This is a genomic window from Enterococcus gilvus ATCC BAA-350, assembly GCF_000407545.1.
Lineage (GTDB): Bacteria > Bacillota > Bacilli > Lactobacillales > Enterococcaceae > Enterococcus_A > Enterococcus_A gilvus.
In genome coordinates, this window is the sequence record NZ_ASWH01000001.1 from 2,000,969 (window position 1) to 2,018,849 (window position 17,881).

The following is a 17,881-nucleotide window of genomic DNA, read 5'->3' on the forward strand; positions in this document are numbered from 1 at the left end:
CTGACAAGCAGCACCGCCTTACAAATCAAGTCAGAATGTGGATTTTATGTGCATAGTCGCCCACACACAATTAGTAATTATACAAGACTCTTTTTGATAAATCAATCTTTTTTATTTAGTACTCCATGAATTAATATTTATAAAGGAATACTGCTTAAAAAAGCTTTTTCTGCTATACTGAGTGCATAATTATCATTTTATCGATGCTCTTTTCTAAATTTTTTTTCTGAACATCCCTCTTCTTGCGGCTTATAGGCTGCTGGAGCTGGAAAGCTTTAGAAACGTTCCTTCATTACATATAACTAAGGAGTTTTTTTATGCGCAAAAAAGACCGACATGAATTAATTAAAAAAATCATTACAGAAAATCCTATTCGCAATCAAAATGAATTGATGGATCACCTGCAGCACCACCAGGTTTCAGCGACTCAAGCGACTATTTCGCGTGATATCCGCGATCTAAAAATCGTAAAGACCATTGATGAATCTGGAAAGCCGCGTTTTGAATTGTTTCAAGAACAACAGGTTTCTACGGATGATGACGATATCAAACGGTTGATTCGGATGACCACAGAAGTCATCGTCAAAGTCGATACGGTTCAATTCATGACGATCGTCAGCACATTGCCAGACAATGCGCACTTGTTAGCTTCCGTATTAGACGATCTTTCTAGTGAGTTGATCGTCGCAACGATGGCCAGCTTCGACACGATCATTATTATTTCTAGAACCGCTGAAGACGCTCAACAAGTCACTGCTTTTTTACAAGATCCGACAAACACCTCCATTTTTAGTTAAATCAAATGGACCCTTATTTTAGATAACTACGTGACAAAAAAAGCCAAACGACTTTTTACTTTCAAGTTAGAAAGAAAAAGAGTGTTTGGCTTTTTTATTCGTTCATCATTCATTTTAACGGTACTGTCTCATCTGGAGAGATAAAAAATTACATTTTATTTGGGGCATGAACACCTAATAGACGCAGATCTTCTTTCAAAATGACAGTCACCGCGTGTACCAATGCAAGCCGTGCCTCTTTTTGATCGTCTTCCACTAGAATTTTTGTGTGAGCGTAGTATTTATTAAATGCTTGAGCCAATCGAATCGAGTGCTTTGCGATCACGGATGGTTCGTATTGATCCGCCGCTTGCATGACTACTTCTGGATAGCTTTGCAGCAGCTTGATGATTTCCCAGCTATCTTTATCATTCAAGGCATAAACAGCCTCCGTATCAATGGCGAAGTTTCCTTTTTCCAAAACAGTCATTGCACGCGCATGTGTGTATTGTACGTATGGGCCTGTTTCCCCTTCAAAACGAACCACTTCTTCCAAACTGAAGTCGAAGTTGTTTAAGCGGTCATTCTTTAAGTCGTGGAAAATCACAGCGCCAACGCCCACTTGGTGTGCCACTTCCTCTTTATTTGGAAGATCCGGATTTTTTTCTTGAATTTGGTTCAAAGCAAGACTATTTGCTTCATTCAGCACTTCTTCTAATAGAACGATCTTGCCTTTACGGGTAGATAATTTTTTGCCATCCTTAGTGATCAAACCAAATGGTACATGGATCATTTCATCTGACCAATCAAAATCCATTTCTTTTAAAACAGCCTTTAATTGTTTAAAATGACCACTTTGTTCATTTCCCACCACATAGAGGGACTTAACAAAATTGTATTCACGTTTACGGTAAAGAGCAGCTGCCAAGTCACGCGTAATGTACAATGTCGCGCCATCTGATTTTTTGATCAAGGCTGGATTCAAGTCATATTTTTCAAGGTCTACGATCTCTGCCCCTTCATTGGTTTGCAGCAGGTGCTTTTCTTCCAACATCGTTACAACTTCATCCATCTTATCGTTGTAGAAAGCTTCTCCATTGTAAGAATCAAAATCAACTTCCAGCATTCCGTAGATCTTATTAAATTCTTTTAGCGACTCGCTGCGGAACCATGTCCATAAATCTAATGCTTCTTCGTCGTTTTCTTCTAATTTTTTGAACCAAGCGCGTGCTTCATCGTTTAGTTCAGGCTCTTCTTCTGCTTTTTCGTGGAATTCTACATATAGACGCAGCAATTCATTGATCGGTTCAGCTTTCACTTTTTCCTCTGAACCCCATTTTTTATAGGCTACGATCAATTTACCGAATTGTGTACCCCAGTCACCAAGATGATTGATTTTGATTGGGTTATACCCGATCTTGCCCAAGATCAAACTGATGGAATTTCCGATCACAGTGGAGCGCAAGTGTCCCATTGAAATAGGTTTTGCGATATTTGGAGAAGACATATCGATCGTTACGTTGCCTTCATTTCCAATATTGCTGTCCCCAAAATGATGTGCTTCTTTGGCGATTTGTTTCAAGACCATGCTTGAAATAACTTCCTTTTTCATAAAGAAGTTTAGATACGGACCTACGACCTCAATTTTTTCAAAAGCATCAGGATTGATTTGCTCAGCTAGCTCTGCCGCAATTTGCTGCGGCGCTTTACGAAACACTTTCGCCAAGGCGAATGTTGGAAATGCCACATCTCCGTGGTCAACTGATTTAGGATTTTCCAATAAACGTTCTACTTCCGGCAACGTGAGATTTTCTTTCACTACTTCAAAAACAGCTTGTGCGACGATTTCTTTATTATTCATCCAAAATTCCCCCTAATATATTCTGTATGCTTGGATTTATTCACAAAAATAAGTCTGGATCGATCATTAAGACATCGTATTCTTTAACCATTAAAAGTGATGCTCACAAAAAAAGTCCCTGATGTATAAAATACATCAGAGACGAGAATTCCCGCGGTACCACTCTTATTGTCGCATGCGACCAGCTTAGGCTATAACGGTAGCTGCCGTTTCATCTCAAAAGTGCGCCCTCTATTTTTGTCTATTCGGCTCCCACCTACCCGAACTCGCTGAAAAACAGACCATAGACTTCTCTTTTTTCATTGATGAATGATTTATCTGGCATTCATATTAACAGAAAAATCGTCATCTGACTAGTCGAGAGGGAGATTTTATGCTTTAGGAATAAATAGATTTCCTAAAGTGGCAGCCATCACCGATTTGATGGTATGCATCCGATTTTCAGCTTGTTGAAATTGGTAGGCCTTCTTTCCGCGAAAGACTTCGTCCGTCACTTCCATTTCAGCCAACCCGTAGTTTTCTTTGATTTCTTTTGCTACTTCGGTTTCTATATCATGAAACGCTGGCAAACAATGCAGAAAAATCGTTTCTGCTTTTTGTGTTTTTTCCATCAATTCTTGATTGACTTGATACGGCAGCAATAACTCAATGCGCTCCTCAAAGGCCTCTTCCTCACCCATGGATACCCAAACATCCGTGTAAATAATATCTGCTTGTGCCACGCCTTGATCTGTATCAGCCGTGACAAGAACTTTCGCTCCCGATGCTTCGGCATACTGCTCAGCAAGATGAATCAATTGTTGTTCAGGAAATAGCTTCTCTGGTGTGACGATCGAAATATTCACTCCTAAGATCGCACTGGTGATCAGCAGCGAATTTGCGACATTGTTGCGCCCATCGCCTACATAAGCCAACGTCAATCCTTCTAATGTGCCAAAATGTTCTTTTATCGTTAAGAAGTCAGCCAGCATTTGCGTCGGGTGCCATTCATCTGTCAATCCATTCCACACAGGGACGCCTGAATGTTCGGCTAATGCTTCCACCGCCTCCTGAGAGAAGCCGCGGTACTCGATCCCATCAAACATACTTCCTAAAACCTTCGCCGTATCTTCGACGGACTCTTTCTTCCCTAATTGGATATCATTTTTCCCTAAATATTCAGGATGCGCGCCTAAGTCGATAGCAGCTGTTGTGAAGGCGGCACGTGTTCGTGTAGATGTTTTTTCAAACAATAAGGCAATGTTCTTTCCCGCTAAATAAGTATGCGGCAAATTCTTTTGCTTCAATTCTTTTAAATGCGCGGCGAAATCAATCAAATAGAGCAATTCATCTTTAGTAAAATCAATCTCTTTCAAAAAGCTTTTCCCTTGAAAAATATTTTCCATCTTAACTCCTCCATTTTTGAATATTCATTCGATATCATCTGATAAATATTATTTTTATTCATGATAACTGAATAAATATGAAATTACAACCACATTCTGAGCATCTTCCATAAAAAAACCCTCCTCAAGCATTTTTGAGGAAGCCTTACTTCTATTTCACTTGTGACAGTTTGATTCGATTTAATTTACAGGTCACTGCATTTGCAACAACACCTTAAAAAAATTATCAGCTTCGCTATAATCATTAACGATCGTTAAAACACCTTGATTCTCCCTCTATCTATAAAAAAAGCCAAACCTGTTTTTACTTTTCAAATCGAAAGTAAAAAACGGTCTGGCTTTACATTTGTAAAGTATTTTTTAAAAAGACTTCTCATTTGAACTTCACTGACTGATTTTTTCTCTATTGAAAGACTAGAGGGACTGCCTGCTCCTTGATCCAAATCCTTTTCTATGGGAAAGCTTGACTTAGAAAATCTAGATATGCTGAAAAGCCAAACTTGGATTGGCATTCAAGCTCATCCCAGCAAAGTGGTGTTTTTGTAATTCCACATGTGCAGCAGCACCAATCATCGCGGCGTTGTCACCACATAAGCGCAGCGGCGGCACGATCAATTTCACATCAGGCAGCTCTTTCTCAATCGCCGCAGCCATCTGCTCGCGAAGGCCTTTATTCGCCGCCACGCCACCAGCTACAATCAATTGCTTGACTGGGTACGTTTTGCAGGCTCTGATCGTTTTTGAAACAAGCACCTCCACCACACTTGCTTGAAAGCTTGCTGCTAGATTTTGGTGATCCAGCACTTCGCCGCGTTGTTCTGCATTGTGAGTCAAATTGATAAATGCACTTTTCAACCCGCTAAAGCTGAAATCAAAATTATCTTCCTTCAGCATTGCACGGGGAAAGTCATAGGTGTCTTCTCCTTGATGCGCCAATTCATCTATTTCTTTTCCGCTCGGGTAACTTAATCCTAGTACACGCCCTACTTTATCGTAGGCTTCCCCAGCAGCATCATCGCGTGTTTCACCAATGATCTCAAAAGACCCGTCTTCCTTCATATAGACAAGCTCGGTATGTCCTCCGCTAACAAGCAAGGCCATCAAAGGAAATACCAGCGGTTCGACCAAACGGGCAGCATAAATGTGTCCCGCCATGTGATTGATCGGCAGTAAAGGCAAACCATTCGCCCAAGCAAAAGCTTTCGCTGCACTTAATCCGATCAACAGCGCGCCGACTAGCCCTGGTCCATAAGTAACCGCTACGGCTCGAAGGTCGCTCGCTTCAACGCCTGCTTCACTCAGCGCTTCTTCAATACAAATCGTAATCTGCTCCACGTGATGCCGGCTGGCAACTTCAGGCACGACACCGCCAAAACGTTTGTGACTTTTTATTTGCGAAGCCACAATATTTGATAGAATGGTTTCACCATTTTCAATCACTGCGACACTGGTTTCGTCACAGCTGCTCTCGATCGCTAGAATCAATTCCGTTTCATTCATCTGCATTTCCTACTTTCAAAGCCATCAGCACCGCATCCTCTTGGGGGTGCTGATAATAATTTTTCCGCTTTCCTATTTCTTGAAAGCCAAATGTTTCATAAAAAAGACGCGCCTCTTGGTTCGAAGCACGCACCTCTAAAAAAATACTCGCTATATTTTCTGCTGCTGCGTGGGCGATCAGACGTGTCATCAAGCGACGTCCGAGACCTTGACCTTTTACTTTCGCAGCAATATTGGTAATCTCGATTTCATCACACACCTGGTGAAAGCCCAAGAATGCGAGGACTTCCGTTCCTTCAGTAAAATAATGGCTATGAGGTTGCATCATATCACTGGCAAATTGGTCTGCTGACCACGGCGAATCAAATGTATAGGCCGCCTGGCTGATTTCCCAACATACGTTTGCTAACTCGTTCATCTTTATCCCACTTCCAACCGCTTGATCATATCCAGCGCATCTTCATTATTCTCGGTGTAATAGTTTCTGCGAATGTTCCGGGCAGAAAAACCCAACCGACGATACAATCGCTGCGCATCTGTATTGCTTAAACGCACCTCCAGTGAGAGTGTTTCACAATCGTTCATTATAGCGAATTTTTCTACTTCGTCAATCAACAGCATTCCGATCCCGCGATTTTGAAAAGATGTTCCAACTGCGATGTTTGTAATATGCGTATCATTTCCGATCAATCGGCTGCCGATAAAGCCGGCAAGCTCCTCTTTCTTCGTTACAATACAAATATATAGATGTGGGATCGGTGAATGGATCTCTGACAGAAATGCACTTTTCGTCCATGGCGTCTCGCCAAAATAAACATCTCGCTCCAAGGCAATCAGCTCTTTGATGTCCTGGTCGTTAATTTTTCGCAGCAGGTATTCCTCCTCCTTCAACTTCACGTACTTTGAAGTAAAAGGATATTGTTTCCCGTACAAAATCGTCTTAACGAATCCGCTAAATTTTTTCAACATAGTCCTCATCCTCAGGTTGATGTGTCTCTAGCCATTTTTCTTCCGCCTCCACGCGCTTCAGATATTCTGGTACCAATCCATGAATATCGTCAACGGGTTTTGCGAGAAAGCCTAATTTTCCAAGTACGATCCCGCTTGGAAGATTTTGCTCGTCTGATTCAGAAACCTCCGCAGTCGGCCATGCGGCGTTAATTTCTTGTTTAAACTTAGCTGTCTCACCGACAAAAAATGCCGGTTCCTGAATCTTCTGTAATAAGTCCGTCAATGACATATGCTGATCCGCCATAATAGAGATTAATTTTCCTTGTTCCCAGCGATAGGCGCCTGCGTACACGTTGTTCCGGCGGGCGTCGATCAGAGGAATGATCACTTTTTCGGTTTGAACATTTCCTGCGATAACTGCCAGACTCGACACAGTCGTCAACTGGATTTTCAATGTTTCTGCCAGTGTTTTCGCAGTCGTTACCGCGATTCGGATACCTGTGTAAGAACCTGGTCCCTTTGCTACAACGATTCGATCCAAATCAGCGGGCGTCAGTCCACTTGCCTGCATGACCGATTCGATCGCTGGCATCAAAGTCAAGCTGTGATTCATTTTTCGGTTCAATTGAAAGTGTGCCAGTACTTTCTCGTCCTCTAAGACCGCTACGGCTAATGTTTGATTCGATGTATCCATCGCTAGTAATTTCATAAAAGTTCATTTCCTCGCATTTAAGATAGCCATATTTTAACACAAACCCGATTTGCTTTCCTTAGATTTTTAAACAGCAAAAAACATTTGAAAAGTCTTTTAATAAAAAACTTTACAAATGAAAAGCCAAACAGCTATTTTACTTTCTAAAAAGATAGTAAAAAGGCGTTTGACTTTCCATTTGTAATAGCCATTTCGTTGAAGCAAATTTGATGAAACGCTAGTTGGTCGAATCTCGTTGAATCAGCTTTGTCCCCAGCATGATCTTTCTTGGGACAGGCGCACCCTCTCTAGCTAACTCCAAGACGGTCATTACCGCCAATTCCCCCATCCACTCTGTCTCTACCTTCACCGTCGACAACGCGGGAGAAACATACTTTGCAACACTGACATCGTTGAACCCGATCACCGAGATGTCTTCTGGGACCCGCAGTCCAAATTCTTGGATCGCTTGCATCGCCCCTACAGCCAAAGCATCGCTTGAAGCAAACAAGGCATTTGGAAACTCTTGGTTGTCAGCTAAAAAAGTCGTCATCGCGGCTTTTCCAGCTTCCATTGAAAAGGCGGCCGTCATCGTAAATTCCGGCTTGTACAAATTGATTTGCTGCATCTTTGTTTTAAATGCACGCAGCCGCGGGTCCTCGATCGGCTGAAAATGATGCTTGGTCTGCTCTTCGCCAGAAAGAATACCGATTTTTTGATGCCCGCGTTGGACAAATGAATCAATCACCAGATCCACGCTTTGATCAAAATCGACGACGAGCGAATTGAGTCCTTGAGTCATTCCATCGAAATCCACAAACAATAAATTCTCATCTAAATTCTTCAACTGTCGTATCTGCTCTGCATCAAACTTTCCAAGAGCGATCGTTCCCGTAACCTGAGCATCTGATAATTCTGTCAGCGCCTCTCGCCGAATCTGAATGTTTAATTCTTCGGCTTTTTTTTCGATGCCTAATCGAATGGATAAATAATAAAGATCCGCAAGCTCTTCGGCCTCATCGTACCACTGGACCAGCCGAATCACCGATTTGCTTATTTTGTTGGCGCGTTTGTGCTTGGTATAGTTCAATTCCTCCGCCACCTCAAAGATACGCTGCTTCGTTTCGTGAGCGACGGATAATTCTTGATCGTAATTTAATACACGGGAAACGGTGGCCGGTGACACACCAGCCAGCTTTGCAATATCTCGAATAGTTGCCATCGCGGCTCCCTTCTACAACGTATTGATAAAGCGGGTAAAGCCTTCTTGTCCTTCAACGTCTCGTTTAAAGACACCCGCATCTTCTAATACACGGGCAAACGCAGCGCCAACTGCTTTTTGAACGACGTCTGTAACATTTTCTTGGGTGATCGTATTGACGCGTTTTAATTCATCCGCCCACGCCACGTGATACTCGGCGATTTCATTCGCCTCATTTAATAAATACTTTTCTACTTCTTTAAGCTCTGGTTCCAGACGTGGCGGCAACACAGCAAGACCCATCACTTCAATCAATCCGACGTTTTCCTTCTTGATGTGCTGTACATCAGGATGCGGGTGGAAAATCCCCTCTGGATATTCCTCAGAAACATTGTTGTCCCGCAAAACCAGATCGATTTCAAAAAGCCCCTCTTTTCGGCGCGCGATCGGAGTAATCGTATGATGCGGTGTGCCATCTTCTGATGCTGCTGTAATCTGCAAGGCATCATCCGAATACACTTGCCACTTCTCAAAAATCATTTGAGCGGCTTCAACTAAGTCACGCTGGCTCTTCCCTTGCAAACGGATCACAGACATTGGCCACTTGACGATTCCTGCCGTAACAGTTGGAAAAGCTGACAATTCAATCGTCCGTTCCATCTCAGCCACCGCCATAGGGAATGTGTGACGTCCGCCTTGGTAATGGTCATGAGAGAGGATCGATCCGCCAACGATGGGCAGGTCGGCATTTGATCCCACAAAATAATGAGGCAGGACTTCTGTAATTTTTAACAATCGCTGGAAGGTCGCCTTTGTGATTTTCATCGGACGGTGTTCTTCTGACAAAATGATGCAGTGTTCGTCATAATAAGCGTACGGCGAATATTGGAATCCCCAGCTTTCGCCATCGAGATTCATTCGAATGATCCGGTGATTGGTTCGTGCCGGGTAGTTCAATCGGCCCTTGTAGCCTTCATTTTCCATACACAACATGCATTCCGGATACCCGACTTTCTTCAGCTTCCGTTCCGCGGCGATCCATTTTGGGTCTTTTTCTGGTTTTGACAAATTGATCGTGATCTCTAGCTCGCCATATTCCGTTTTCGCAGGAAAAATGATGTTCCGCGCGATCTCCCGCGTTTTGATGTAGTCGTTGTCTTTGCTGAGTTTAAAGAAATAATCTGTCGCTTGGACAGGATCTTTCGAATAATATTGAGCAAAATACGCATTCACGACAGACGGCGGCGGTGTCATCAGATCCATCAGTTGTGCCTCTAGCATATCTCGCTCCGCCTGATGGTCTGTGATTACTTGATTGTTCTCTGCTTGGATCAGCAGGCGATCGACTAGCGGAACTGCGCTTGTTGAAACACTGCGCAGTTCCGCTTTGGCAAGGGACTCCTCACCGATCATGGCGATGACACGGTTTTCTAAATAGTAACGATCCATCTCCATCCATCCGCCTGACTGAATAGCTAATGTGGTAAAATCTCTAATTGTTTGACTGATCGACACGTGACTTCCTCCTAGTCTTCATAGCCATGTGGATGACTGACATGCCAGTTCCACGCGGTCTCAATGATCGCTTTGATATCTGTATATTCTGGATTCCAGCCCAATGTTTCTTTGACTTTCTCGCTTGAAGCCACCAAACGACTTGGATCTCCTGCTCGACGTGGACCAACCTCCGCAGCAATTTCTTTTCCGGTCACTTCGCGAGCGGCATCCAACATTTCTTTGACAGAATAGCCATTGTTCGAACCAAGGTTGAAGAAATTACTTGGATTTCCAGCGTTTAAGTATTCTAACGCTAAAATATGAGCAGCCGCTAAATCTTCTACTTGCACATAGTCACGGATACACGTACCGTCCGGCGTATCATAATCCTCGCCAAAGATCGTCAAATGGTCTCTCTGGCCCAGTGCCACCTGTAAAATGATCGGTACCAAATGCGTTTCCGGATCATGATCTTCACCAATGCTTGCATCGGCTTTTGCGCCAGCGACGTTGAAATAGCGTAATGCCACATACCGCATCCCATAAGCGTTGTCGCACCATTTCATCATTTTTTCCATCATCAGCTTGCTTTCGCCATAAGGGTTGGTTGGATTTGTGGCTACTTCTTCTGTGATCGGTGAGACACCGGGTTCACCATAGGTCGCTGCTGTAGAAGAAAAGACGATGTTTTTCACTTTGAATTCTTCCATCACTTCCAATAAGCTTTCCATGCCCACCACATTATTGTTAAAATATTTCAATGGCTTTTCCACTGACTCGCCAACTAACGAGCTTGCGGCAAAATGAACGACCCCTTCGATCGATTCTTTCGTAAAAACATCTCGCATAAACGTCTTGTCGCGGCAATCACCTTCATAGAATGTTGCTTTTGGATGGACTGCCTTGCGATGGCCCGTTAATAAATTATCTACTACGACAACCTCATAATTTTGAGAAACCAGCTTATCCACTGTATGAGAACCGATGTATCCTGCACCGCCTAAAACTAAAATTGCCATTTGATTGTCTCCTGTCATTTTTATTTAGTAAACAAATTATAGTTTGTTTACTAAATAAATGCAAGTGAATCTCCCATTCATTAAACTTTCTATTTTTTTGATTTTGCTTCATAATGGAGGTATGGAAGAAGACGTTCTCTTTTGTTAAAAGAGCGCTGACTTTTTTGATTCTTTAGAGGCTCCTTTAGAGATTCTTCTCGGTAAAAGAACCTGATCGAAAACGACAGTTTATGGACGTCTAATGTGAAAAGCAAATGTATTTCTCTGTGGGAAGTACATTCCTTATAACTGAGAAAGGAGTGATGAAACGATGCGTAAATTTGCTTCAGGATTCGTTACTGGTACTTTTGCTGCGGCGGCAGTAGTTGCAGGCGTGGTGATGGGTGTGAAAAAGAAAGTGATCGACCCGATCGAAGAAAAAGAAACAAAAATCGATGAAAATCGTAAAAAAGCACGTAGAAAACGAATCGCTCGTTAAAAAAAAGAAAGCCAAATCGGCTTTCTTTTTTCTATTTATAGATTGATCGTGTGATGCGATTCGCTAATTTGAAAATGCGGTCGTCGCTTTTAGGACGCGGCGAGGTCGCATTCAGCCAGTCCAAGCCTTCCAACGGGATGCCGTAGCAATAAATACAAGACATGACCCGCCCGCTTTGAGTGATGAGTTGATGTGTCTGGCGTTGAACCTTGATCGCTCCAGTCGGATGGTCTTTCCCGTCAAAGCTTATTTGATGTGGCGCCGAATAGCCTTTTTCACGCATTTGGATCAGCAGCGGATTTTTCGTGCGTGTGAAGCTCGTTGCAGGCAACCGCGCCTCGATCAAGCTGCTTCCGACAAACGTCCGCTCAGGGTCCTTCTTACTGTAGGTAATAAATTTCTTGTTCTTTCTTTCCACGACCATCTCAGGCGCTAAAAATGTCACCACGCCGGCTTCCACCAATGCCAATAACTGCTTTTGGCGAATCACGGGCGCACCGATCGTCAAGAAACTGTAGTTCCGATTGAAGCGGCCGAAAAATTCTTCATAGTAGTCCTTTGGTGAAAATCTTTCTTGATCCAGCATATCGTTGAAGGGCTCTTGCACTTCTTTGTACGTATCTATCGCCTTGGCGATGGCGCCTGTTTCATTGCCCAACTCCGCTTCTTCAATGTCTTTTTTTAAATAGGTTTGGATAAACGCTGGAAATTCTGTCGCTGAGACTTCTTTTGCCGGATCAAAAAGCGAGGACCAGTCCAATCGAAGCGCATCAGGAATTTGATACTTCGTTAAAACAGCTTCCCGATCGCCTTTGCGGTATTCCCGTAAAAAGGTCGTTTCATCGATTGCCGTGTCAGCTAATTTTATTTCATAATACGCCAATTCGGCTTCTTTTCGTAATAAATCAACCAGAGCCTCCACGCCGCCGTCAAAGTCTTCCATGAACGGTTGAGTCAATAGCTGCGGCTGCGCATCTTCGCCAGGCTCCTTTTGATTATCGGGACGCGCATGGTAAGGCAAGCCTCTGCCTGAACCAACGATCAGCTGCTGCTCTTTTCCCGTAGGTTCATAGTTCAATCCCGTTTCTTCTTCAATGAAGCGGCCGCCCCATTTAGCGACAAACAAAGCAATATAATCAAAAAAGCTTAATCCTAACCCTCGAAGGATCACACAATCACTCGTGGGAAGCTCTTCAAGCGGGGTGTCGGAGGGGTTCCCCGGTTCTTGGTAAAAGAGTCCGTGTGCTTGCGCGTAAGTTTTATTTTCCGCCTCCTCCTCATTGAGGGAATTTGCAGAATGTCCCGTTGCCAAGACCACATCCGAGACGTGATAGACACGATCTGCTGTCAACGAAATCCCCGTCTCCTCCTCAGTCAGATCAACCACCCGCTCTTTGATCAAAGTAACCGTAACGCTTTCCGGTAAATGCTTCTGTTGCTGGTCGAAAAACCAGCTTTGGTAGACACCATAGTACCGCCGTTGGCAATAGTCATTCTTTCCAAGTGCCCTCTCTGCTGAAAAAGAGTGCTCTTCATCAAAAGAAGAGAGATACTCCGGTGCTTCTGTCTTGTTCCACTCTGCTAAATTTGGGCCTTCGTCTTCAGAAAACAAGGTGACATGCTGCATGACGGTATTCATGATTACTTGATCACTTTGATTTTTGCGCCAGATATTTCCTCCGGGGCCATCAGGATCAAATAGCAGCAGTTCTACTTTTTCTTCTTTGGGTGCTTGCTTGATCAGACGGTCCAAAACGATCAAGCCGTAAGGGCCTGCCCCGATAATTGCGATTCTTTTCATACACATTCCTCATTTTTCGATAGATTCCTTTCTTTTAGAGTAGTGAAAAATGGGGAAATAAGCAAATTAAAAAAGCTTCTGGTGACGGAATCATCAGAAGCTGCATGACTTATTTTAATACCCAGCGCTCAAATGCTTCTTTCACGCCGTCTTCCAAATTCGTTGCTACTGTGTAATCCGCAGCGGCCTTCACTGTCTCACTGGCATTTCCCATCGCCACGCCCGTGCCGGCGAATTCGATCATAGACAGATCATTCTCTGCATCCCCGATGGCCATCACTTCTGAAGGCTCAAGGCCTAAATGTTCACTTAACTCTTTCAATGCCATGCCTTTGCTGGCATTTGCATTCAATACTTCAATGAAATACGGCGTGCTTCGAACGATCGTATATTTTTCAAATAATTCTTTTGGAATTTTTTTGAAGGCCTCGCCTAAAATTTCTGGATCATCGATCATCATCATTTTTACAGCCAGCACGTTCTTCGCGATTTCTTCAGGTGTCCGATAATGAAGCGGCATATTTACTAAATACGACTCTAAAATCGTGTAAGGACTGATGTCGCGGTTGGCTGTGTACATCGACTCTTTATCTGCAAGATGCAAATGCACATCGAGTGACCGTGCCAAATAGTCAATTTCCAAATAATCTTCTCGCGTTAAATTGTGTTCAGCTACCACATCCCAAGTATTGGTGTTCAATACTAACGCACCATTGTAGGTAATGATGTAATCATCCAGCTGATTTAGTCCTAGAACTTCGAGTTGCGCTCTTGTTCCGGATAACGGGCGGCCGGTTGAAAGAACGACATAAATCCCTGCTTCTCGAGCTGCCTTGATGCTCGCCACTACAGGCTGATTGATCTCGTGGTGGTCATTCAGCAATGTTCCGTCTAAATCTATCGCAACCAATTTTATACTCATAATTCTCTCCTAACCTGTTGATAAATTGTCCGCAGTGCTTTTTACAGACATTTATTTGATGTTTCTATACAGCAAACTTTTCAAGATACTTACATGAGAAGTTTCTCAACTTCCATAATAAGCATAAAACAATGCCTCGTCAATTGAATCAGCCGTATCCTCTACCACTGATAAACGTGAAAAAACGGCTGGACACTTGGTCAGCCGTTTGTTGTTAATCCACTTTTTTCTGTTTCACTTTCCCAGTCCACTCTTGAATACCGCCTTTAAGAATGTAAAGATCTGTGTACCCTTTTTTACGAAGCAGATTTGCCGCACGGGCACTGACTGCTTTGTTTTGATCATAAATATAGATCGGTTGATCCTTTCGCAAAGAGGCATACGTTTCTTTAAACATACTGAATGGGAAGCTGCGCGCGCCTAAAATATGCTTTGCATTGAATTCATCTCGTTCACGGACATCAATGATTTGCGCTTTACGCATTCCTGCTTGAAATTCTTCTTGCGTGATGATTTTTGCGGAACGTCGCATCATGATTCGAACGACCAGCTCATACAGACCAAATAAAACAAGTACCGCGATTAATACGATATTGATTTTCCACCAAATTGACATAACTTGATTCCCCTCTACCCTTTTATCTATTTAGCTAATGAAGCAGCGCCGATGACTCCGGCTTCATTGCCCAATTCTGCTAACTTGATTTTCGTGCTTTCACGCACCTGCGGGAACGTGAACTCCTTGAAATAGTTCTCTACGCGGCTGCGCAAGAATTCGCCTGCCGCAGAAACGCCGCCGCCGATAACGATCGTTGATGGGTTCAGTGTATTTCCAAGATTCCCACAAGCCAGACCTAGATAAAATGTCACTTTATCAACGACCATTAATGCAAGGTCATCGCCCTCTTTTTCAGCCAACTCGAAAACATCTTTACTTGTAATGTCTTCCCCATTGTCTAGACGCGCTTTTAATTGTGAGCCGCCTGCGTATTCCTCCGCCAATTGACGTGCTACACGTACCACGCCGGTTGCGCTTGCTACAGTTTCCAGACAGCCGCGCTTGCCACACGTACACTCAAAACCGTTAGGATCCACTGTGACGTGTCCGATCTCACCGGCACAGCCAGCGATTCCGTGAAGCAACTGACCGTTCATAACGATCCCGCCGCCAACACCTGTTCCTAATGTGATGAAGATCACGTCAGGTTCGTTGTCGCCAGCGCCTTTCCAGCGTTCGCCCAATGCTGCCACATTGGCGTCATTGTCGATACTGAATTTGATCTTTGTTCCTTTTTCGATTTCACGTTTTACTTGCTGCAAGGTGGTCCAGTTCAAATTATAGGCACCGATGACTGTTCCCGCCTCGATATCGACGCTGCCGGGTGTTCCCATGCCGATCCCTTCAAATTGCTCTGGTGTCATTCCATATAAAGTCAAATGATGGTTGATTGAATCAATGATGTTCGGCACGATATGCGAACCGTCATCTAAAATGTTTGTCTCAATACTCCATTTTTGCTGAATTTCGCCAGCTTCTGTTAAGATAGCGAATTTTACGGTTGTCCCGCCTAGGTCAATACCTAATAATTTTTTATCCACTCTAGTCACCTTCTCGACTTTCTTCAATGTGATGTTCTCGTTTTAAAATGGCCCAACCTCGTAAATACGTGTCACGATCAATCACGCGACTTTCATATAAATTTTTTAATTCGATCTGCATCAATTCAATATCGTAGATCCGCTTGCCTACGTAAACATAGATCCCGAATTGTTTTAGCAGCTGCTGCACATCGTATAAACTTTCCATCAAACCACATCCCTAATATTATACAGAAAAATCTTCCTTTTTTATAGTCCGATTTTTATTTTCCTTGTTTCTTTCTTCTTAAAGGACAATTCCTGTTCCATTTTATAGCATTGTGTCCTCCCTCGCAAATCGAAGCCTGCTCATTCCTCCAGCATCGCTGCCAATTTGACGATCGTCCTCCAATTTCGTGCGGTCAGATCGTCCGATAGACGCTGCAATTTTGACACCAATTTTGAAAAACGAATACTCTTTTCTGTTAAATAATAGCCATCCTTCGCTGAAATCACCGCAGTTTCCCCCACGTCTGTCAGCGTTTGATTTCCCATGTCTGACCCGGAAAAATAAGCATAGAGATGGGCTACCTTTGGATCTGTACTTTCCGCTGCCGCGATCTCTTCTTTTGTAAAGGGGAGCTTTTGTACCAGCGAGGACATTTCTTCTGCTCTGCGATAAATGACAGGTACAGAAAAACCGAACCGTTCTAAAAAGCCTTCGCTCACGTCCTCTGAAATCTTTTCCAATTCACTGTCACTGGAAAGACGATATTCCCGCTTTGGATATAGCTGCGAACGTCTTTGAAGCCCAGCTCTAAGAATAGTTCTCTCAATTCCTGCATCTTGACACTATTTTTTCCACCTACATTGATCCCGCGAAACAATGCTAGATATCTCATACACTACGCCTTCTTTCATAAAAAAAGCGGACATTTCTGCCCGCCAGTCTTCATAGAAATAGATTAAATTTTCTTAGCCCGAAAAAGACAAACAGGACGATCGCAAAAATGAAGAACATCCCGGACGTCACCCGTGCTCGAGTAGAAAAACGGTCTTGGGCGTGTGGCACAGCAACAGCCCAGCCTGTCAGCGCCCCTCCGATGATTCCTCCTAGATGTCCCCAAATATCGATCGTTGAATCAAATAACCCGAAGACGAGGTTCATCAAAATAAACAAAGCAAATTGCCGTGTTAGTGCTTGAACGGCTCCGTTGTCGCGATAGTGCATTCCGATGACCAAAAAAGCACCAAACAAACCAAAGATCGCCGTGCTCGCGCCGCCTGACAAGGTGGTCGGCTGATTGAAGGCGAAGCTTGCGAAGTTCCCCATCACGCCGCTCAACAGGTAAACGATCGCGAAACGGACATGACCAAAAATCGCTTCACATTGCTGACCCATATAATAGAGGACGACCCCATTCAAGGCAAAATGCGTCAAGCCGAAATGGATGAACATCGGGGTCACAAACCGCCAATATTGATGCTGGAAAACGATGGACGGGGAAAACATCCCCAATTGATTTTCGATCGCTAATCCAGGCAGCAGGTATTGCATTAAAAAAACAACCGTATTGATTGCAAAAAGGGTATACATTACATAAGGTTTCTCTCTTTTCATATACCAACCTCTCTCATTTTGTGATTCTCAATGGAACGAACTAGGCAAGAAATAATTGCTGAATGGGCTGATCGAAGGACTCGGTCTGCCACTCTTCCATCAATTGCTCCGCAAAGACGAAGCTGCATGTCTTTCCTGTATACTCCGCCAAATACCGATCATAGTACCCGCCGCCGAAGCCAATTCGATACCCCGCCCGATTGAATACTAGCCCGGGAACGATCAATAGATCCAGCTCATGAGATTCTGCGACTGCGTCGTGAGCGGGTTCATCAACACCAAAATTGGTCGTGTAAAAGGACGAATCTGACGTAATCCAGTGAAAGACCATTTCACCTTTAGGCAAAGACTTTGGAACAGCGACTCGTTTCTCCGCTTCAAGCGCCCGTTGGATCACTAGCGCGGTAGGAAACTCAAAGGGTGTCGCCATCGTGACCCCGATACTTTTAGCCGTTTTCCAACTGTCGCTGCGGAAAAACTGCTCGTAGATCCGCTCGATTTGCGCCTGTCTTTCTTCCTTCGTCGCAAGGACCTGCAAACGCGTGATAGCACGCTGCCGAAGTTTTTCTTTTTCCATTCATTCACCTTCTTATCTAGAAA

18 protein-coding genes and 1 pseudogene are annotated in these 17,881 nt (G+C 43.7%); 2 read left to right on the forward strand and 17 right to left on the reverse strand.

Annotated features, from left to right (window positions below; all coding sequences use genetic code 11):
- Positions 1-317 precede the first annotated feature (317 nt).
- Positions 318-797, forward strand: coding sequence for an arginine repressor (locus tag I592_RS09850; protein WP_010780358.1), 480 nt, complete (start codon positions 318-320; stop codon positions 795-797).
- 148 nt (positions 798-945) lie between these two features.
- Here the strand turns inward: I592_RS09850 and argS are convergent, their stop codons facing one another.
- The 9 genes from argS to galE form a co-directional block, all read right to left on the reverse strand.
- Positions 946-2,637 (reverse strand): arginine--tRNA ligase, encoded by a 1,692-nt coding sequence (argS, locus tag I592_RS09855; protein ID WP_010780357.1) that lies wholly within the window; start codon positions 2,635-2,637, stop codon positions 946-948.
- A gap of 371 nt (positions 2,638-3,008) precedes the next feature.
- The gene (argF, locus tag I592_RS09860; protein ID WP_010780356.1) at positions 3,009-4,022 is read right to left on the reverse strand and encodes an ornithine carbamoyltransferase; all 1,014 of its coding nucleotides are present in this window, start codon (positions 4,020-4,022) and stop codon (positions 3,009-3,011) included.
- 477 nt (positions 4,023-4,499) lie between these two features.
- Positions 4,500-5,522: a tRNA (adenosine(37)-N6)-threonylcarbamoyltransferase complex transferase subunit TsaD gene (gene tsaD / locus I592_RS09865; protein WP_010780355.1), complete on the reverse strand. Its 1,023-nt coding sequence runs from the start codon at positions 5,520-5,522 to the stop codon at positions 4,500-4,502.
- Positions 5,515-5,940, reverse strand: a complete 426-nt coding sequence (rimI, locus tag I592_RS09870; protein WP_010780354.1) for a ribosomal protein S18-alanine N-acetyltransferase — start codon at positions 5,938-5,940, stop codon at positions 5,515-5,517. The genes tsaD and rimI (I592_RS09870) overlap by 8 nt, the downstream gene beginning before the upstream one ends.
- Positions 5,941-5,942: 2 nt before the next feature.
- Complete coding sequence (gene rimI, locus I592_RS09875) at positions 5,943-6,491, reverse strand: ribosomal protein S18-alanine N-acetyltransferase (RefSeq protein ID WP_010780353.1); 549 nt, start codon at positions 6,489-6,491, stop codon at positions 5,943-5,945.
- Positions 6,475-7,182 (reverse strand): tRNA (adenosine(37)-N6)-threonylcarbamoyltransferase complex dimerization subunit type 1 TsaB, encoded by a 708-nt coding sequence (gene tsaB, locus I592_RS09880; protein ID WP_010780352.1) that lies wholly within the window; start codon positions 7,180-7,182, stop codon positions 6,475-6,477. Before tsaB ends, rimI (I592_RS09875) begins: the two co-directional genes overlap by 17 nt.
- A 220-nt stretch (positions 7,183-7,402) precedes the next feature.
- Complete coding sequence (locus tag I592_RS09885; protein WP_010780351.1) at positions 7,403-8,386, reverse strand: LacI family DNA-binding transcriptional regulator; 984 nt, start codon at positions 8,384-8,386, stop codon at positions 7,403-7,405.
- 12 nt (positions 8,387-8,398) lie between these two features.
- Entirely contained in the window at positions 8,399-9,880 is a 1,482-nt protein-coding gene (galT, locus tag I592_RS09890) for a UDP-glucose--hexose-1-phosphate uridylyltransferase (protein ID WP_010780350.1), read from the reverse strand.
- Positions 9,881-9,891: 11 nt separating this feature from the next.
- On the reverse strand, positions 9,892-10,881 hold the full coding sequence (gene galE, locus I592_RS09895) for a UDP-glucose 4-epimerase GalE (protein WP_010780349.1): 990 nt from the start codon (positions 10,879-10,881) through the stop codon (positions 9,892-9,894).
- A gap of 310 nt (positions 10,882-11,191) precedes the next feature.
- On the opposite strand from galE, the gene I592_RS20995 reads away from it, so the two are divergent.
- Entirely contained in the window at positions 11,192-11,359 is a 168-nt protein-coding gene (locus tag I592_RS20995) for a DUF3042 family protein (protein ID WP_010780348.1), read from the forward strand.
- 31 nt (positions 11,360-11,390) lie between these two features.
- On the opposite strand, the gene I592_RS09900 is transcribed toward I592_RS20995, so the two are convergent.
- The 8 genes and pseudogenes from I592_RS09900 to I592_RS09935 all read right to left on the reverse strand — a co-directional run bounded on the left by I592_RS09900 (position 11,391) and on the right by I592_RS09935 (position 17,858).
- Positions 11,391-13,160: an FAD/NAD(P)-binding protein gene (locus I592_RS09900; RefSeq protein ID WP_010780347.1), complete on the reverse strand. Its 1,770-nt coding sequence runs from the start codon at positions 13,158-13,160 to the stop codon at positions 11,391-11,393.
- A gap of 109 nt (positions 13,161-13,269) precedes the next feature.
- The gene (yidA, locus tag I592_RS09905; RefSeq protein WP_010780346.1) at positions 13,270-14,082 is read right to left on the reverse strand and encodes a sugar-phosphatase; all 813 of its coding nucleotides are present in this window, start codon (positions 14,080-14,082) and stop codon (positions 13,270-13,272) included.
- Positions 14,083-14,296: 214 nt separating this feature from the next.
- Positions 14,297-14,698 (reverse strand): rhodanese-like domain-containing protein, encoded by a 402-nt coding sequence (locus I592_RS09910; RefSeq protein WP_010780345.1) that lies wholly within the window; start codon positions 14,696-14,698, stop codon positions 14,297-14,299.
- 26 nt (positions 14,699-14,724) lie between these two features.
- Positions 14,725-15,681, reverse strand: coding sequence for an ROK family glucokinase (locus I592_RS09915; protein WP_010780344.1), 957 nt, complete (start codon positions 15,679-15,681; stop codon positions 14,725-14,727).
- 1 nt (position 15,682) lies between these two features.
- Positions 15,683-15,889 carry a YqgQ family protein gene (locus I592_RS09920; RefSeq protein WP_010780343.1) on the reverse strand — a complete coding sequence of 69 codons (207 nt, stop codon included), beginning with the start codon at positions 15,887-15,889 and terminating at the stop codon, positions 15,683-15,685.
- A 140-nt stretch (positions 15,890-16,029) separates the two neighbouring features.
- Positions 16,030-16,562: pseudogene (locus I592_RS09925) on the reverse strand (DUF1697 domain-containing protein).
- 50 nt (positions 16,563-16,612) lie between these two features.
- Positions 16,613-17,281, reverse strand: coding sequence for a rhomboid family intramembrane serine protease (locus I592_RS09930; RefSeq protein WP_010780340.1), 669 nt, complete (start codon positions 17,279-17,281; stop codon positions 16,613-16,615).
- A gap of 40 nt (positions 17,282-17,321) precedes the next feature.
- Positions 17,322-17,858: a 5-formyltetrahydrofolate cyclo-ligase gene (locus tag I592_RS09935; RefSeq protein ID WP_010780339.1), complete on the reverse strand. Its 537-nt coding sequence runs from the start codon at positions 17,856-17,858 to the stop codon at positions 17,322-17,324.
- Positions 17,859-17,881: the final 23 nt, after the last annotated feature.

What these genes read in the sequence shown, in the direction of transcription:
- I592_RS20995 (WP_010780348.1), top strand. Translation starts at nt 11,192, where the DNA reads ATGCGTAAATTTGCTTCAGGATTCGTTACTGGTACTTTTGCTGCGGCG.
- I592_RS09935 (WP_010780339.1), bottom strand. Translation starts at nt 17,858, where the DNA reads ATGGAAAAAGAAAAACTTCGGCAGCGTGCTATCACGCGTTTGCAGGTC.
- I592_RS09910 (WP_010780345.1), bottom strand. Translation starts at nt 14,698, where the DNA reads ATGTCAATTTGGTGGAAAATCAATATCGTATTAATCGCGGTACTTGTT.
- argS (WP_010780357.1), bottom strand. Translation starts at nt 2,637, where the DNA reads ATGAATAATAAAGAAATCGTCGCACAAGCTGTTTTTGAAGTAGTGAAA.
- rimI (WP_010780354.1), bottom strand. Translation starts at nt 5,940, where the DNA reads ATGAACGAGTTAGCAAACGTATGTTGGGAAATCAGCCAGGCGGCCTAT.
- tsaB (WP_010780352.1), bottom strand. Translation starts at nt 7,182, where the DNA reads ATGAAATTACTAGCGATGGATACATCGAATCAAACATTAGCCGTAGCG.
- I592_RS09930 (WP_010780340.1), bottom strand. Translation starts at nt 17,281, where the DNA reads ATGAAAAGAGAGAAACCTTATGTAATGTATACCCTTTTTGCAATCAAT.
- tsaD (WP_010780355.1), bottom strand. Translation starts at nt 5,522, where the DNA reads ATGAATGAAACGGAATTGATTCTAGCGATCGAGAGCAGCTGTGACGAA.
- I592_RS09920 (WP_010780343.1), bottom strand. Translation starts at nt 15,889, where the DNA reads ATGGAAAGTTTATACGATGTGCAGCAGCTGCTAAAACAATTCGGGATC.
- argF (WP_010780356.1), bottom strand. Translation starts at nt 4,022, where the DNA reads ATGGAAAATATTTTTCAAGGGAAAAGCTTTTTGAAAGAGATTGATTTT.
- I592_RS09885 (WP_010780351.1), bottom strand. Translation starts at nt 8,386, where the DNA reads ATGGCAACTATTCGAGATATTGCAAAGCTGGCTGGTGTGTCACCGGCC.
- yidA (WP_010780346.1), bottom strand. Translation starts at nt 14,082, where the DNA reads ATGAGTATAAAATTGGTTGCGATAGATTTAGACGGAACATTGCTGAAT.
- I592_RS09850 (WP_010780358.1), top strand. Translation starts at nt 318, where the DNA reads ATGCGCAAAAAAGACCGACATGAATTAATTAAAAAAATCATTACAGAA.
- I592_RS09900 (WP_010780347.1), bottom strand. Translation starts at nt 13,160, where the DNA reads ATGAAAAGAATCGCAATTATCGGGGCAGGCCCTTACGGCTTGATCGTT.
- rimI (WP_010780353.1), bottom strand. Translation starts at nt 6,491, where the DNA reads ATGTTGAAAAAATTTAGCGGATTCGTTAAGACGATTTTGTACGGGAAA.
- galE (WP_010780349.1), bottom strand. Translation starts at nt 10,881, where the DNA reads ATGGCAATTTTAGTTTTAGGCGGTGCAGGATACATCGGTTCTCATACA.